Origin of the sequence: Butyrivibrio sp. AD3002 (assembly GCF_000420905.1) — a bacterium.
Taxonomy (GTDB): Bacteria; Bacillota; Clostridia; order Lachnospirales; family Lachnospiraceae; genus Butyrivibrio.
Genome location: NZ_ATVV01000005.1, coordinates 163,685 through 178,228 on the forward strand (window position 1 = coordinate 163,685; position 14,544 = coordinate 178,228).

Consider the following 14,544-nt stretch of genomic DNA (forward strand, 5'->3'; position numbering starts at 1 on the left):
TGGGGTTGAACACACATATCTCAGGGGCTGTTTTTTTGGAATAACTTACGCATCAATGGCGAGCTTAATCGCGCCCATGATGCCTTGGTCGTCGTTCAGGCTGGCAGGAACGATGTAATCATCAAGATGATTCATTTCATCAGTTAAGATGTAGCCGTTCATGAGCTCGGCGAACTTCTTTCGAACAAGCGGGAAGAGCTGCTCCTGATGCATTACTCCGCCGCCGAGGATTATCTTCTTGGGGCTAAGGATAAGTGCATAGCTCATAAGAGCGGTGGCGATATATTCACTTTCAATCTCCCACACTTCGCTCTTATCGGACAGTTCTACAGCAGGCTTGCCCCAGCGAGCCATGATTGAAGGACCTGCAGCGAGACCTTCAAAGCAGTTGTCATGGAAAGGGCAGACACTTTTGCCTGGATCACCCTTCACAATGGGAAGTCGGATGTGTCCAACCTCAGGATGAAGCATGCCATGAAGCAGTTTTCCGTTGGACATTACTCCACCGCCGACGCCGGTTCCGATGGTGAGATAGATGGCATCAGAGAGTCCTTTGGCGCAGCCCCAGGTAACTTCTCCGAGAAGAGAGCCGTTTACGTCAGTATCAAAACCGATCGGGATTCCAAGGGCCTCCTTAGCGGCGTTAACGATATTGTAGCCGGACCACCCCTTCTTAGGTGTGGAAGTAATGCTTCCATAGGTGGGCGAATCCGTCTTAAGATCAATTGGACCAAAGCACGCAATTCCAAGTGCTTTGATATCTTTTCCTTTAAAATACTCAAAAATCTGAGGCATTGTAGTCTCAGGTGTTTCTGTGGGGAATTTTACCTGTTCGAGAATCTCCCCGTTTTCATTGCCGACAGCGCAGACCATCTTGGTTCCGCCGGCTTCAAGTGCTCCAAATAACATAGCGACCTCCCTTAATACATAAAAAATAAAAGCTTTATAAAAATGCTATACGCACGTTGGAATAATTATATCATTTATAGTAGAATACTAATACTATGGATTTATTTGAGTATGCACGTGAAAAGAACATGAAGAGCGAATCTCCGCTTGCAGCCAGGATGCGTCCGAAGACCCTTGACGAGGTAGTTGGACAACAGCACATCATCGGTAAGGATAAGCTTCTTTACCGCGCAATCAAGGCGGATAAGATAAGCTCGATAATATTATACGGACCGCCCGGAACAGGCAAGACGACTCTTGCAAAGGTCATCGCGAACACCACCAAGGCAGATTTTGTTCAGCTTAATGCCACCGTGTCAGGAAAAAAGGACATGGAAGAGGTTGTGGCTAAGGCCAAAGAGAATTTAGGCGGTTTTGGAAGAAAAACCATCCTTTTCATAGACGAGATACACCGCTTCAACAAGGGACAGCAGGACTACCTTCTTCCGTTTGTTGAGGACGGCACGGTTATTCTGATCGGAGCCACGACGGAGAATCCTTACTTCGAGGTGAACGGGGCTCTTATTTCAAGATCCGTTATCTTCGAACTTCAGCCGCTTTCAGAGGACGATATCAAGACCCTTATGAAAAGAGCGGTGACAGACACTGTGAATGGAATGGGCTCTTTTGATGCAGTTTTGGAGCCTGAGGCAGAGGAATTTCTGGCTGACATAGCGGGCGGGGATGCGAGACATGCGCTCAATGCTATTGAGCTAGGAATACTGACTACAGAGCGAAGTGAAGACGGTAAGATACATATCACGAGAGAGGTTGCCGAGGAGTGCATCCAGAAGCGTGTTGCGAGATATGATAAGGACGGCGACAACCACTACGATACAATTTCAGCTTTTATAAAAAGTATGAGAGGATCTGATCCCGACGCAGCGGTTTACTATCTTGCAAGGATGCTCAATGCAGGAGAGGACCCCAAATTTATAGCAAGAAGAATGGTGATCTGTGCCTCCGAGGATGTCGGGAATGCCGATCCGCAGGCGCTTCAGGTTGCGGTAGCGGCTTTTCTTGCAACAGAGAGAATAGGTATGCCGGAGTGTCAGATTAACCTGTCACAGGCGGCCAGTTACATAGCGACAGCGCCTAAGAGCAATGCCGCAGTGGAGGCGATTTTCAGCGCAATGGACACAGTGAAGAATACGGGAAATCTCCCGATACCGTCGCATCTTCAGGATGCACATTACAAATCCGCAGGTAAGCTCGGACATGGGATAGGCTACAAATATGCCCATGACTATCCGAACAATTATGTGGAGCAGCAATATCTTCCTTATGAATTAAACGGTAAGGAATTTTACAGTCCGTCCGGAAATGGCTATGAAGTGAAGATCAAGGAACACATGAAGTTCCTCAAAGAACACGCCGCCGATTCTGGAGCAGACGCTACGAAGGCAAAGGATGCCGGGCAGACGGACGAGAATAAGCAGTAAATCAATAGATATGTAGTAACGCGAGGTTAGAGTTGAAGAAACCCTTTAAGAAACTAAAAGAGTTTATAGATAATAAAATATTCTATTCAAGAAAAGGAACGCTGGCTGTGCTGATAGGCTCAGTACTGGCGGTTCTTTTTGTGGTAGGGATACTGTTATATACGGAAGGCGCTTTTGATAAGAAGGAAGAGGTGGTAGTGACCACCGAGGAAAAACCGGTAACGGAAGTTAAGGAGACACCCAAGGAAAAGAGCTACCTTGACGAGGATATTCTGAAAGCCATAACAAATTCAGGTGATAAGGTTAAGCGCGCACTCGGTGAGAGGCCGGCAACGGTTGATGTGCCTGATGATCAGCTTGCGGAATATGTTAAGCTCGACAGCTGTATCATAGGAGAGAGCGGCGGAGTTGAGGTTAAGGGCTCAGCTGAGGGGATTCCCACCTCCGATGACAAGTACTATTATCTGTTCGATGCTGCGATGTATGAAGATGGCCTTAGCACAGATGCGGAGCCAATCTCGAAGATATATAAGGACAGCGAAGTTACACTTAAGGCAGCTCTGAACAAGGCTGCTGCGAATTCCAGATTATACAGGAAATTTTTCATTGCTGTGAAAAAGGACGACGAGTTTAAGCCGGTTTCTCATGCAAGCTATATCACAAATCCGGAGGCGGTTGCATCGCATAATTACGGCGGATTACAGCACAGCTCTAAGAAGGGTCTTTTGGTTGATCCTTCTCATCTGGATGCCGTTGGCGACCTCGGAGTTAATTATGCAACTTACAATATTCCGCTGAACAGACTCCTTGCGACAAGTGCGGGAGGTTCCGTTGCTTACACCTATAACGGTGTTACCTACTATTTTAACGGAGCTATTCTCCATGAATACGATTATCTGTTCACAACCCTCAATTCGAAGGGGGTGGATGTTGCTGCTATCATACTTAATAACGTATCGCCCTCCACTTTTCCTGAGGTGACTCATCCCAATGCGAGAAGCGGATCCACGGCTCCTTACTATATGTTCAATGCCTCCGACGAGGCCGGCGTCAATGCGCTTGCAGCCATCGGATCATTCCTGGCAGAGAGATATTCCGGCACGGGTCACGGCAATGTTGCGATGTGGATTATCGGAAACGAAGTCAATGCGCGAAAAGAGTGGAATTACATGGCATCCACCGACCTTGGAACATATGCCGCTGCTTATGCAAGGGCATTCAGAGTATTCTACAACGCGATTAAGAGTAACAATGCCGGCGCACATGTATACATCTCACTCGACCAGCAGTGGGACAGAAATATGAAGGGCAATCCCGACTACGACGGCAGAGATCTTCTGGACAGCTTTGCAGCTTCACTTAGAAGCTATGGCGACATCGGCTGGGGACTTGCTCAGCACCCTTACACCGTGCCGCTTACCGACGTGGCATTCTGGAACGGGCACAAGCTTGTGACCGACTCCGCGGACACATCTTTTATCACAATGAAAAACATAGGTGTCCTCACAAACTATATGAGCAGCGAAGCGATGTTGTATAATGGTGGTGTCCGGTCCATAATCCTTAGTGAGGTGGGATACACTTCCACGAAGGGTGACGCACTCCAGGCAGCAGCTATCGCCTACGCCTACAGCAAGGTTGCAGCGAACGGTAACCTTCACGCGATCATGTTTTCCAGACAGACCGATGCTCCTGAGGAGATTGCTCACGACGGCCTTGCCATGGGACTTTGCACCACAGGCGGCGGACACAAATTATCGTACGACGTATTTAAATACATGGATACCCCGCAGCGGGAGGAACACATCGCTTTCGCCAGAGACATTGTCGGGGTGAATTTCTAACAATAATTTGCCTTCTCCCAGAGGGGGAGATTGAAATTGTCTCTGAGAGAAGATGACGGAAAAATTTGCCTTCTCCCAGAGGGGGAGATTGAAATTGTCTCTGAGAGAAGATGACGGAAAAAATTTGCCTTCTCCCTCTGGGAGAAGGTGTCAGCGTAGCTGACGGATGAGGGCTTCATGAGTTCACAATACCTAACCTTATACAAAATGATCGTGCTCTACATGCTGAGAAAATCCGACGGACGCCTCAGCAAGGCACAGATTTATGACTTTATATTGGAAAAAGAATACACGAATTTTCTCACCCTGCAGGAAGTATTCGGCGAGCTTGCAGAGTCTGAGCTCATCACCGAGAACATCGAGGGCAGCAGGACGTTCCTGAAACTTACCGATGCAGGAAGCGAGACACTGGACTTCTTCGGAAACCGCATCAATCCCTCAATCAGGGAGCAGATTGACACATTCTTCCGGGAAAACGGCCTCAAGATGCGCGACGAGACTTCCATCGGTGCCTATTACAAGAAGACCGGAGAAAATGAGTACATGACATACCTCTCTGCAGCGGAGTTCGGAGAAACACTGGTAGAGCTTCATGTCCCCGCGATCACGGAGGATATGGCAGAGACAATCTGCGAGAACTGGAAGAAGAAAAACCAGAACATCTACAGGACTATCATGACTGAACTTATGTGAGAAATCTTGTTGAAAAATGCATGTTGACAAGCTACTATCTGCTTGTTAAAATAACCTTTGTGACTTGCGAAAGTCACGGATTGCTGGCATAGCACAGTCGGTAGTGCGTCGCATTGGTAGTGCGGAGGTCACGGGTCCGATTCCCGTTGCCAGCTCGCCCTTAAATCCAGTATTTATCTGGGTTTAAGGGTATTTTTTTGTCTAAAAATAGTGGTCGTAAAGTGGTCGTAACCTATTTATCAACCAAAACATGACCTTATTTCGTCAAGTCTTGCATCCTGCTGAACGGTTCTGATGTAGTGTAGAGTAGTGTTTTTGTCTGCATGACCAGCTGCGTACATGACAGTTTGAAGATCACCTCCGGTTGCTCTTGCAAGTTCTGTTACACTCCAAAATCTGATTTTCTGTAGATAATTAAAATGGTTTTGAGCCACTAAAGCTCAAAACCATTTTGTTATTCTGATTCATTATTATTGAATTTAATGAAGTCATCTATGATATTTTCTATAAGTCGGAATTGATTAGGTGTTAAACTGGTGAGCTTCTTTGACAAATATAATTGATCCTTGTCAATAATACTCCCAGTGAGGAGGTAATCTGTACTAACTTCAAGACCTTCAGCAAGTTTAGATAGGTTTTCCGGTCTCATGGCACGTTTACCAGATTCAGCGTAAGATACAAATTGAGTGGTGACACCGCATATTTCAGCAAGCTTTTCCTGCGTCAATCCCATTTTCCTTCTACGTTCAATTATACGTTCTCCGATTTGTTGTAAACAAAGATCTGTGTCTTGCAAAGAATGCGACCTCCTTGATGTTTACAATATCGTAAGAAATTCCGTATAAAAATTTAATCGTTTACTGTTGAAAGAATCAACAAAACGCGATATAGTAGCTGTGTTAGAAAAATAATTCATAACTTAATATTTGAAGCAAAAGTTCAAAAATGGAGAAAAGATTATGAGAATTAATTTCAAAAGAGCAAGTTTTATGGGTGTTATGATTACACTCGCAATGATGATTCTGGTTGGTTTCACACCACTTAAAGCATCAGCAGCACCAAAACTCAACAAAAAACAGGTTGAACTAAAAATAGGAAAAACCTGTAAGCTAAAAGTTAAAGGGGCAAGTGGTAAAGTTAAGTGGTCAACTTCTAATAAGAAAATTGCAAAAGTTTCTAAGAATGGTGTTATCACAGCAAAGAAAGCAGGTAAGGTTACAATTAAAGCTAAGGTTGGTAAAAAGACCTTAAAATGTAAAGTTACTGTTCTTTGTAAACATCATCAGTTTGAAGAGAAGATAATTAAAAAAGCTACATATAAGAGAGCTGGCGAGAAATGTAAAGTATGCAAAGTCTGCGGCTTTGAGACTGAACATGAAGAAATCCCAAGATTGAAAAGGCAGAGTGAAATAGAAGCAGAAAAGAATCGTGAAGAGTATAATAATTACAACCCTTCAGGTTATGTACCTAGAACAGAAGGATTAACTGAACAAGAGATTAAGACTAGACTAGCAGAACTTAAGATGTACTATCCGGAAGCAAAAGGTTTTTACTTGGAAGGGATTGTTACTGCTGATGGATCTTCTTATACTAACTTTGTTAGGAGTATGTTATTTGGTAATAGTAATGTGTCTCTTAAGACAGAAATTAAGGACCCTTCAGCAGCGCAAGCTGGTGATGTAATTGGTATATCTTTTGTACGTTCGGATAAGTCTGTTTATAATAGGGCGTATGTGATTACAAATGTTGATGGTGATAATATATACGTTGTTGCTGACAAAGAGGATGATAACAAAGTAGCATGTTGGGATAAAGAAGGATATCCAACATTTAAAATTGAATGGTCTGCTGTTGATAAGAAAAATTGTTTGGTATTTGTAGATAAGAGTAAATATGCATCAACACTATCAACACAAGAATTTATTCTCAGGTATCATGATTGAAATATACAATGTATGAGTGGAGGAAAAGTTTATGCAGAATAAGCTTAAAAGAATAAGTTTTATAAGTGCATTCTTTGCATTATTATTTGTGATGCTTATAAGTTTTGTGACTCCAATGAAAGTATCAGCAGCACCAAAACTGAATAAGAAACAGATTGAAATCAAAGTAGGTAAAACTTATAAACTCAAAGTTAAAGGAACTAGTAATAAAGTTAAATGGTCTTCTGTTGATAAAAAGATTGCTAAGGTTTCTAAGAAAGGTGTCGTGACAGCTAAGAAAGTTGGCAAGACAATAGTTAAAGCAAAAGTTGGTAAAAAGACATTAAAGTGTGAAGTTAATGTCATTTGCAATAAGCATCAGTTTGAAGAGAAGATAATTAGAGAAGCTACAAAAAAGAAGAGCGGAGAAAAATGCAAGGTTTGTGTAGTTTGTGGCTTTGAAACTGAACATGAAGAAATTCCTAGAATTGAATCTGATGATAAAGATGAAGAAGAATCTGATACACAAGATGATTCTTCATATGTTCCTAGACAAGAAGGATTAACTGAGTTAGAAGTAAAAAACAGATTAGCTGAACTTAAGGCTCAGTATGCAGAAGTGCCAGAGAATTATTGGGGAGTATATAGTTATTTTATTGTAGAACAATTATATGGTGATAAACCAATGTATAAGGAGGAACACACAGATTTATCAAGATTAAAAGCTGGGGATCAAATCAATTATTATTGGATATCTACGGATAATCCTGATGAAATCCATCTGAGTGGTTTTGGGGTCACAAACATAGATAATAATGATAATATCTATATTATGACATCTGGTGCTCCTGCTCCACATGTATGTTATCCTCAAGAGGTAGATGTAGGTCATCAACGAAAAGGATATTGGGATGAGGAAGGTCATCCCAGTTATAAAATAATAGATATCCCTCAAGGCAAGTTTTTGGGTTCAACAAATGAGAATATCACAGTTATTGCATATAAGATTTATTCTTATTATTAACTAAAACTTCTATCATCTCAATAGAAATTCACTCATATTATCCTAATTATTAAATTATTTCACGTGGGTGCTTCAAACCCGCCCACGTGTTATATTATATTTTCAATTCAGAATAATAAGTCTGAAAGGAGGTTTATAACCTCATGCAGACATGCGTTTTGACATATGGATTACTAATGTTACAATAAGATCGTTCGGGAGAGCTCCTGCCATATAAGTGGAGAAGTTTCAACTCGGGAGAGTCCCTGCCATATAAGTGGGAAAGCTTAAACTCTGAGAGGGCTGATTACCAGCCCTCTTAATTATTTTACTTGCAGAATAATTGAAGTAATCATAAAATGATCAATCCAAGCTAAATTAGGGAACATATCAAATAAATGGATATAGATTTTTAAAAGGTATTATCTAAGAAGGAATTATAGAATAAATCAAATATGTTATACTTAGTAAAAGAAAAGCAACGAGGTTTAAAAATTGGAAACAAGTATTTCAAATGCAATTAGTACCTGACGAAAAGAAAGAACTCCTTGAAAAGGATTTTGATATACCTATGTCAGCTACCATAGTAAGGAGGTAAACACTATGTGCAATTTAGGTGAAGGATTAATTGAACAGACATCTATAAAGAATAAAGCGGATTTTGTCATCAGATTAATGCAAAAGAAACATTATGATATCAATGAGGCATTTGATCTTGCAAATGTTTTAGAATCTGAGAAGGCAGAAGTTACAAAATTGGTTGATGAGCAACTTGCTGTGAAATAAATTTGGCATAAAAGGAAGTGGTCGTAGTAGTGGTCGTAATGAAATAAGAGTGCTGAAAAACCTCCTTTCTATGCGGTTTTTAAGTGGTGGTCATTGCTCCGATTCCCGTTGCCAGCTCGAAATAGAAAACCTCGTAAAGCTGATAAATAAGGCTTTGCGAGGTTTTTGTTTGGTATATTTTTTTAAAGCATCTATAAAGTCTTTAAAGAATTTGCCGATATAAATAGAAATCTATAATTGTATTCTGGCAAAGCTATGTAAAGTGATCTCATTTACACGGAGGTATTGGGATATGAACATTAAAGCAACTAATCTTTCCATAAAAATGGATTCTAATATTAAGCAGCATATCGTAGGAATTTCTGATTCTAAACCCAAGTCACGTTCTCATAAGAAAAATGATTTGCCAATCATGGATGTAGAAAAGTCTGCTACTGTGGATATTTCAAAAGATGGTAGAGAACTTGCTAAAAAACTTCGTGAAGATAAGCGTAAGGAAATAAAGATCAATATTGAAGAGACCTGGAAGCAAATCGGAGAGGCCGACAGGCTGTCAAACAAAATCGAAAGCGGTGAAGAGCTGACAGATGTTGATAAAGAGTTTATCAGTGATAATCTTCAGAAGATTACATCTGAACGATACGTGTATAATAAAACACATATTATTACAAAAGACGAATATGAAGCTGTGCTCAAAACTTTGAAGGAAAACTTTGAGGCTCGTCTTAATATGTATGCTGATATGCAAAAGAAGTTGGATGCACAGGGACTCGAGGATGAGCACAATAAAAATGCTCAGTTTATAGCAAAGGCTAAGCAAGACGAAAATGAAAAGCAGCGAATTATTGACATACTAAAAGAAACTCTTGATGTCGATGATGAAGACGAAGAAGAGGAAAACAAAAAAACTGAATCCGATGAGAATAAGGATGATAATGCATTGGAATTCGATGAAACCGGTAAAACTGCTGACGAGCAGCTGATTGATAGAGCTTTCGATTTAATTGATAAAAATAAGGAAGCTGTCGATGAGATGTCCTCTCGATATGTAGCGGCTGCTGAGAGTAAGAATGAATATGATAAGTTGATGGATGAAGAATTTCTTAGGATTTCCGATTTGCTGGCTAATGATGAACTATCTGAAGAAGAGAAATTGAAGGAGTTCAAAACATCAAATGATTATATGACAGAACTTAATGCGAATAAGATACGACAGGAAGTAATTAACAGATTTGATTTTTCATCCTGGCTCATAGGGAAGATTGAATTTAATAACCATAATAAACTGAAGGATGTTCTTAATCTTGATGGTGTGGATTCTGGTATGGGTGGAATAGATATGGTAAGAGATTTTCTTATCAATGACAATTCATCACTTAGGAAATAATAGGTATATTTAAACCGTATCTAAAGCAACCATTGACCCTTTTATTAAGCCGAAAGTGGTCTTTTATATAAAATTGGGCGTGTGATTATTGTACATAATCATCCTAATAACCAGATTTTTTCATTTCAGGATGTAAGACTATTTTATGGAAATGATTCGATTAGTGCCATTTTGGCCGTTGGGAACACTTCAGATATCTTCATCCTTGTAAATAATAATGTGGATGTGATGTCAAGGCGCAGGCTATACGCTCATATGGTTCGTATGAGGGCGGAAATTATTAAGAATAATTCAGGGATAAAAAGCTATCAGGTTGAGGATGCATTAAACCAGGAGGTTATGAGACTTCTTAGTAATCCAAAAGAATTATCTGATGAATATGGATTTAAACTGATTCATAAAAATAGAAAGAGGTGATTTTATGTCATCAGAAAAGGAAAGATGGGAAATACTAGATAAATTGGATATGGGATATAGTTTGGATGAAGATAATTCAGGACAAGTGATAGAAGATATTATTGTTGATGACAAGACTTTCCTTGAAGCATCAAATGGTCTTTATAGTAGATCGGAATATATGCAGGCGAAAACAGATGTTGAATTGTCATATGCACTTATGCAGGATCCACCTGAAGGGTTGGTAGAAAAACTGCTTAAGGCAAAAAGGAATGTTGAGGATTATATTAATTCCAAGCGAATTTTTATTCCAGCTAAGTAATGAAGGTGAATTAAAAGTGGTCTGTAAAGTGGTCTTTTTTATAAAAGAGAGCAACGAAAACCTCCTTTCCATGCGGGCTTTCGTAACTGGCTATTATCCGATTCCCGTTGCCAGCTCGAATAGAAAACCTCAAGGCTTTTATGGCCTTGAGGTTTTTTGCTACTTCTACAGACCTAAATAGTATTCTTTTGCCAGCTCAAATGCAGAAGCCATATATTTTTGTTCACTCTTTTTTATGCCGTTTTTTGAGGCGGTGTGTTCCCAAGAAATTGTGATTGTTCCGGCAATATTATTAACACACTTTTTGGCTTCATCTTTGCTTAAGTGATAAAACTCACAAGTATCGAGAGCTTTATCAAATGATCTGTAACCATTATCTATATCAATATTCATAGATAAGAATTCCTCACCTGCTACAGGGTTAATGTCAAAAACAGGAGATAGTTCCCATCTTGTGCCGTTCAAAATAAAACCATGATTTCTTAGGTGGTCGTCGTGATTAGAAATAGCTATATTAAAAACCATGCGGTTAAACAGTTCATGAAGATCTTTGTCAACTTCTGACGCAATATTACAGATAACTTCAGTGAGATCCAAATAACCTAATCCATCTGTTTCACCGTCTCTTGCTCCAAGCATTGTCATAGCAGAAGTGTAGTGGATGCGAAATTCTTTGCTATTTTCATACTTTCTGTCAAATCTTTTTGTTAAAAAAGTACTGCCAAGTTCACTAATATTCATGAGTTTTGTTTCGGGTACATTAAGACCACACATTAGAGCGAGGTCATTCGCAGTCTTTTCCCACGCACCAATATCATAATCGTCATTCTTGGATGGAAACTTTGCTATCCACAATGAACCATCAATGTCAGCCACATTTGCTTTAGGACGGGCACCACCAAGGGAAGAACCGGGGTTTACTAGTTGTTTTAACCATTTTTCGTCGGTATCTTTTTCATAGCCAAGAGAAATCTGTTCAAGTTCTCTTATCGCAGTTATAGGAGGAATAGAGTAGTTTTCGTCATTATCCAGAAAATCACCGTAAGGATCTGTCTTGTATCTAAAACCTCCGCTACGAAAACAATCCTGGACAGCTAAAAGATAGTCAGTCTCAAAAAACTTCTTGGGACGGCGTTTCTCTTTGGCTGCATATTTTGCTTCCCGTCTTTCGATGAGCTTACGTCCCCACCTATCAGGGCAGGAATCCTCAAATGCTCCAAAAAGTTTCTTGTCCTCAGAATACGTCCTATAAGGTGTCTGAGGTATAGTGGGATCAAGCATAAGGTTTGAATGAGATCCTAACCAGTTATTATCGTATTCAAAAGAAACCACCTCGCCTCCGCTAACGATTCCTCGGTGGATTATTCCTATAAGTTCATTATTAAGCCATCCGGCATAAACAAATATATCTTTATTGTCACTCATGTTTCCTTACCCTCCGGGGTACTTTTATATCAAGATCCTGAATGGTCCGTCCTAAGACATCGTCTTTGGCAATTAGAAGAATGTCATCAGAGAGCCCCAGAACATTAAGAACAGCCAGGTACATTCCCATTGATACAGAAGGAGAGCCCTTTTCTATCTGTACAACAGTAGATCTGCCAACACGTGCTCTCTCAGCAACATCTTCCGCGGTAAGATGCCTTCTTAATCTGGCGAGTTTTATCTGTTCACCGACAGTCTGTAGTTTCTTTTGTGTTTTAGGTAATAATAAAGCAGTTCTTCTACCCATAAAATGCTCCTAATGTTTTTATTTAAATATATTATACGTTTAAATGTGTTTAAATACAAACATTATAAAGATAGATAACTTTAATTTGGTAAATAGCGGCATTTGTTGCTTTAAAAAAGGTATTGATCTCAAAAGTGGGATCGGAAAGAATACAGCTTGTTACTATAAGCAGGCCTTCTGCGCATGTAGAATACGAGCCGTATAGCTTTGTAAAAACAGATTGCTTGAAAATAGTGGGCGTAACTCTTCCGTTTAACTAACATTACCTTATTATGTTCATTTTTTAGTATCCTATTGAACTGTCCTTATGTAGTGAAGAGTAGTACTTTTGTCTGCATACCCTGGAACAAGTCTCAAATAAGTCGGACTATTACAGAACACTACTGCTAGTGTACTGGGAATGTTTTTATGGGGGATTAAGAAATATTTATGTTATATTTTGCGTTTGGAAGTCATATGCAACAAATATTGAAGGATAGGTCAGGGGTGTTGTGCTTGAAAAAAATGAATGCAACAAATAAGGAATAAACAGTTGAATTTATTGTGCTCACAGAAAAAGCAAACAACAAATATAGAAGAGGTGTTTAGGTTTATTGTACGTTCAGAAAAAGCACGCAATAAATATAGAAGAATCCATTAGATTTGTTGTTCCCAAAGTAAAATGCAATCGCAAAGAATAAAATAAAAGAGTTCAGCCAGATTATAAAAAGAGTAAAAAATAATGCAGATAATCATTCTTAAATAAGGTATAATACATAAAGTTATAAACTTTCCAAGGAGGACAAAGACATGGTGATGTTTTTAAAGCTTAGAAGTATCTGATAAGCATGAAACCTTATCAGAATAGTTTCATGCTTGTTTATCGTGACCGGAAAACAAACTATTTGAAATAAGGAGATAACTATTATGATACTTCAAGACAACATAATTAAAGAATATTTACGTAACGTTTATTTTATTACAGGAACACCTTGCGGAGGAAAGACGACAATATCGAGGGCACTGGGTGAAAAGTACGGAATTCCGGTGTATGACATCGATGAGCAGTTTCCTTTTCATCAGGCAATATCGGACAGCGAGCATCAGCCGAATATGAATAAGCAGTTCAGGGATGCTGATGAATTCTTCGGGCGAAGCGTGGAGGATTATAAAGCGTGGCTTCTGGGGAATCTGAAGGAACAGCTGGATTTCATAATCCTTGATCTGATTAAGCTTTCTCAGAACGGAAGAGTTATTTGCGATTGTCACCTTACAATGGAGCAGATTGAACAGTTATCCGATCCTTCCAGGGCGGCGTTTATGATAACCGATCCGACGGATTTGGTTGAGACTTACTGTGACAGGCCTGATCATCAGGACTTTAGCGACTTCATTCACAGTGCAACTGATTATGAGAAGGCAAAGAAGACCTGTACGCAGACACTGTACGAGCTCAATATGGAGAAATATCAGGAGATTAAACGCAGTAATTTCTTCTGGCTTGAGCGCGACTACAATAGAAGTGTTGCAGATACGGTAGCTTTGGTGGAAAAGCACTTTGGATGGAATACCGCGGACAGAGAGTCAGTGAGAAGCTGATTTCTCATGCAAATGTGTATTTGATGGAGCAGGGCTTTAAGAAAAGTTATATTCCATCAGAATTCACAGGTTTGTATGAACGATACGGATATCATTACATAAAAGAAATAACCAATTATGGCGGAACAAAAGATCATTTGTATGCAAAGGAATTATGATCAGTTTGTTAAAAAAGATTTTCTATAAAAAACGTGGGGCATGCTATAGCATGCCCTGATTTTATGATGTATCAGCGAGAAAACTCCTTCCGACATAGTCGGTGGGGGATGAATCGCTGGCCCTCAGCGTTTCGCTTTGCTGTATCGTCCTGTTCTTTCATATTTTCTTTTGTGGTCATCCGTGCGCTGGCTTTCTATATATTTTTTCACTGTTTCAAGTGAAACTGATCCGGTTGTGGCGCAAAAATAGCTCCTGCTCCAGAAAAGAGCATCTCCCCACAGAAATTTTTCTATATGTTCACGGTATTTGATCCTGACTTCTTTAGAGAGCTG

Annotated in this window: 18 protein-coding genes and 1 tRNA gene; 13 read left to right on the forward strand and 6 right to left on the reverse strand. The window is 40.0% G+C overall.

Annotated elements, in window-relative coordinates:
* Positions 1-45 precede the first annotated feature (45 nt).
* Positions 46-909: an ROK family protein gene (locus G596_RS0105835; protein WP_022760908.1), complete on the reverse strand. Its 864-nt coding sequence runs from the start codon at positions 907-909 to the stop codon at positions 46-48.
* A 95-nt stretch (positions 910-1,004) separates the two neighbouring features.
* On the opposite strand from G596_RS0105835, the gene G596_RS21150 reads away from it, so the two are divergent.
* From G596_RS21150 to G596_RS0105855, 4 genes are all read left to right on the forward strand, one after another.
* On the forward strand, positions 1,005-2,390 hold the full coding sequence (locus G596_RS21150; RefSeq protein ID WP_022760909.1) for a replication-associated recombination protein A: 1,386 nt from the start codon (positions 1,005-1,007) through the stop codon (positions 2,388-2,390).
* A 32-nt stretch (positions 2,391-2,422) separates the two neighbouring features.
* Positions 2,423-4,234 carry a DUF5722 domain-containing protein gene (locus G596_RS21155; protein WP_022760910.1) on the forward strand — a complete coding sequence of 604 codons (1,812 nt, stop codon included), beginning with the start codon at positions 2,423-2,425 and terminating at the stop codon, positions 4,232-4,234.
* A 177-nt stretch (positions 4,235-4,411) separates the two neighbouring features.
* A complete protein-coding gene (locus tag G596_RS0105850; protein ID WP_026499475.1) occupies positions 4,412-4,927 on the forward strand; it encodes a DUF4364 family protein in 516 nt (171 codons plus the stop codon).
* Positions 4,928-5,009: 82 nt separating this feature from the next.
* Positions 5,010-5,082, forward strand: a tRNA-Thr gene (locus G596_RS0105855).
* Between the two features lie 84 nt (positions 5,083-5,166).
* On the opposite strand, the gene G596_RS25405 is transcribed toward G596_RS0105855, so the two are convergent.
* A complete protein-coding gene (locus tag G596_RS25405; RefSeq protein WP_207637797.1) occupies positions 5,167-5,361 on the reverse strand; it encodes a hypothetical protein in 195 nt (64 codons plus the stop codon).
* Positions 5,362-5,381: 20 nt separating this feature from the next.
* A complete protein-coding gene (locus G596_RS0105860) occupies positions 5,382-5,723 on the reverse strand; it encodes a helix-turn-helix domain-containing protein (protein ID WP_022760911.1) in 342 nt (113 codons plus the stop codon).
* Between the two features lie 163 nt (positions 5,724-5,886).
* On the opposite strand from G596_RS0105860, the gene G596_RS23590 reads away from it, so the two are divergent.
* The 6 genes from G596_RS23590 (at position 5,887) to G596_RS0105890 (ending at position 10,743) form a co-directional block, all read left to right on the forward strand.
* On the forward strand, positions 5,887-6,870 hold the full coding sequence (locus G596_RS23590) for an Ig-like domain-containing protein (RefSeq protein WP_022760912.1): 984 nt from the start codon (positions 5,887-5,889) through the stop codon (positions 6,868-6,870).
* Between the two features lie 31 nt (positions 6,871-6,901).
* Positions 6,902-7,873, forward strand: a complete 972-nt coding sequence (locus G596_RS23595; protein WP_022760913.1) for an Ig-like domain-containing protein — start codon at positions 6,902-6,904, stop codon at positions 7,871-7,873.
* Between the two features lie 582 nt (positions 7,874-8,455).
* Positions 8,456-8,638, forward strand: coding sequence for a hypothetical protein (locus G596_RS0105875; RefSeq protein WP_022760914.1), 183 nt, complete (start codon positions 8,456-8,458; stop codon positions 8,636-8,638).
* 292 nt (positions 8,639-8,930) lie between these two features.
* Positions 8,931-10,025 (forward strand): hypothetical protein, encoded by a 1,095-nt coding sequence (locus tag G596_RS0105880; RefSeq protein WP_022760915.1) that lies wholly within the window; start codon positions 8,931-8,933, stop codon positions 10,023-10,025.
* Positions 10,026-10,106: 81 nt separating this feature from the next.
* Positions 10,107-10,442: a hypothetical protein gene (locus G596_RS0105885; RefSeq protein WP_022760916.1), complete on the forward strand. Its 336-nt coding sequence runs from the start codon at positions 10,107-10,109 to the stop codon at positions 10,440-10,442.
* A 4-nt stretch (positions 10,443-10,446) separates the two neighbouring features.
* Entirely contained in the window at positions 10,447-10,743 is a 297-nt protein-coding gene (locus tag G596_RS0105890) for a hypothetical protein (protein ID WP_022760917.1), read from the forward strand.
* 165 nt (positions 10,744-10,908) lie between these two features.
* On the opposite strand, the gene G596_RS0105895 is transcribed toward G596_RS0105890, so the two are convergent.
* Both G596_RS0105895 and G596_RS0105900 read right to left on the reverse strand, forming a co-directional pair.
* Positions 10,909-12,168 carry a type II toxin-antitoxin system HipA family toxin gene (locus G596_RS0105895; protein ID WP_022760918.1) on the reverse strand — a complete coding sequence of 420 codons (1,260 nt, stop codon included), beginning with the start codon at positions 12,166-12,168 and terminating at the stop codon, positions 10,909-10,911.
* The gene (locus tag G596_RS0105900; protein ID WP_022760919.1) at positions 12,161-12,475 is read right to left on the reverse strand and encodes a helix-turn-helix domain-containing protein; all 315 of its coding nucleotides are present in this window, start codon (positions 12,473-12,475) and stop codon (positions 12,161-12,163) included. The genes G596_RS0105895 and G596_RS0105900 overlap by 8 nt, the downstream gene beginning before the upstream one ends.
* Before the next feature lie 92 nt (positions 12,476-12,567).
* Between G596_RS0105900 and G596_RS25940 the strand changes: the two genes are divergently transcribed.
* The 3 genes from G596_RS25940 to G596_RS21170 all read left to right on the forward strand — a co-directional run bounded on the left by G596_RS25940 (position 12,568) and on the right by G596_RS21170 (position 14,211).
* A complete protein-coding gene (locus G596_RS25940) occupies positions 12,568-12,735 on the forward strand; it encodes a DUF6718 family protein (RefSeq protein WP_334291012.1) in 168 nt (55 codons plus the stop codon).
* 646 nt (positions 12,736-13,381) lie between these two features.
* Entirely contained in the window at positions 13,382-14,053 is a 672-nt protein-coding gene (locus G596_RS0105905; protein WP_022760920.1) for a hypothetical protein, read from the forward strand.
* Positions 14,017-14,211, forward strand: coding sequence for a hypothetical protein (locus G596_RS21170; protein WP_022760921.1), 195 nt, complete (start codon positions 14,017-14,019; stop codon positions 14,209-14,211). Before G596_RS0105905 ends, G596_RS21170 begins: the two co-directional genes overlap by 37 nt.
* Positions 14,212-14,334: 123 nt before the next feature.
* Here G596_RS21170 and G596_RS0105915 read toward each other — a convergent pair.
* A partial coding sequence (locus G596_RS0105915) for a transposase (protein WP_022760922.1) occupies positions 14,335-14,544 on the reverse strand: 210 nt, incomplete at its 5' end.

Excerpts from the sequence above, each read along its gene's own strand:
- G596_RS0105875 (WP_022760914.1), top strand. The coding sequence starts at position 8,456 with ATGTGCAATTTAGGTGAAGGATTAATTGAACAGACATCTATAAAGAAT.
- G596_RS0105905 (WP_022760920.1), top strand. The coding sequence starts at position 13,382 with ATGATACTTCAAGACAACATAATTAAAGAATATTTACGTAACGTTTAT.
- G596_RS0105880 (WP_022760915.1), top strand. The coding sequence starts at position 8,931 with ATGAACATTAAAGCAACTAATCTTTCCATAAAAATGGATTCTAATATT.
- G596_RS21150 (WP_022760909.1), top strand. The coding sequence starts at position 1,005 with ATGGATTTATTTGAGTATGCACGTGAAAAGAACATGAAGAGCGAATCT.
- G596_RS23595 (WP_022760913.1), top strand. The coding sequence starts at position 6,902 with ATGCAGAATAAGCTTAAAAGAATAAGTTTTATAAGTGCATTCTTTGCA.
- G596_RS0105850 (WP_026499475.1), top strand. The coding sequence starts at position 4,412 with ATGAGTTCACAATACCTAACCTTATACAAAATGATCGTGCTCTACATG.
- G596_RS23590 (WP_022760912.1), top strand. The coding sequence starts at position 5,887 with ATGAGAATTAATTTCAAAAGAGCAAGTTTTATGGGTGTTATGATTACA.
- G596_RS21170 (WP_022760921.1), top strand. The coding sequence starts at position 14,017 with ATGGAATACCGCGGACAGAGAGTCAGTGAGAAGCTGATTTCTCATGCA.
- G596_RS0105900 (WP_022760919.1), bottom strand. The coding sequence starts at position 12,475 with ATGGGTAGAAGAACTGCTTTATTATTACCTAAAACACAAAAGAAACTA.
- G596_RS0105835 (WP_022760908.1), bottom strand. The coding sequence starts at position 909 with ATGTTATTTGGAGCACTTGAAGCCGGCGGAACCAAGATGGTCTGCGCT.
- G596_RS0105895 (WP_022760918.1), bottom strand. The coding sequence starts at position 12,168 with ATGAGTGACAATAAAGATATATTTGTTTATGCCGGATGGCTTAATAAT.
- G596_RS0105890 (WP_022760917.1), top strand. The coding sequence starts at position 10,447 with ATGTCATCAGAAAAGGAAAGATGGGAAATACTAGATAAATTGGATATG.